A 656-nucleotide genomic window follows, 5' to 3' on the forward strand; every position below is an offset into this window, starting at 1 on the left:
CCTAGTCTCAGGACTCGTTAGAGCCAGAAAATGACGGCTGCAGCGATGCAGATGGCCGAGAAGAAGGTGTGGGCGCATCGGTCGTAGCGAGTTGCGATGCGGCGCCAGTCCTTGAGTTTTGCGAACAGGTTCTCGACCTTGTGGCGCTGACGGCAAAGGGCGGTGTCGTAGGCGTATGGGACTTTGCGGCTTCGGCTCGAGGGGATGCACGGCTCGATGTCTCGTGCTTCCAGTTCCTGGCGCAACCAGGCGCTGTCGTAGCCGCGGTCGGCGATCAGATGAGAGGCCGGCGGCAAGGCGTCGAGGACGAGACGGGCGCCTTTGTGGTCGCTCATCTGGCCTTCCGATAGGAGCAGGATGATCGGCCGTCCGTCACCGTCGCAAACGGTGTGGAGCTTCGAGTTCAACCCGCCTTTTGTTCGCCCGATACGGCGGGGAACATCCCCTTTTTGAGCAGGCTCGCCGCGGTGCGGTGAGCCTTGAGATGCGTCGCGTCGATCATGATACGCTCGGGTTTCGGCCCTTTGCCGGCGAGAACGGCGAAGATCCGGTCGAAGACGCCGAGCCGGCTCCAGCGAATGAAGCGGTTGTAGAGCGTCTTATGCGGACCGTAGCCAGTCGGCGCGTCCTTCCACCGGAGACCGTTGCGAATAACG

At 62.3% G+C, this 656-nt stretch carries 1 pseudogene; it reads right to left on the reverse strand.

Going from position 1 to position 656, the window contains the following annotated elements:
- Window positions 1-17 precede the first annotated feature (17 nt).
- Window positions 18-656 (reverse strand): annotated as a pseudogene (locus B5M41_RS26785) (IS5 family transposase); the annotation flags it as partial.

Origin of the sequence: Shinella sumterensis, from assembly GCF_004514425.2 — a bacterium.
GTDB classification, from domain to species: Bacteria; Pseudomonadota; Alphaproteobacteria; order Rhizobiales; family Rhizobiaceae; genus Shinella; species Shinella sumterensis.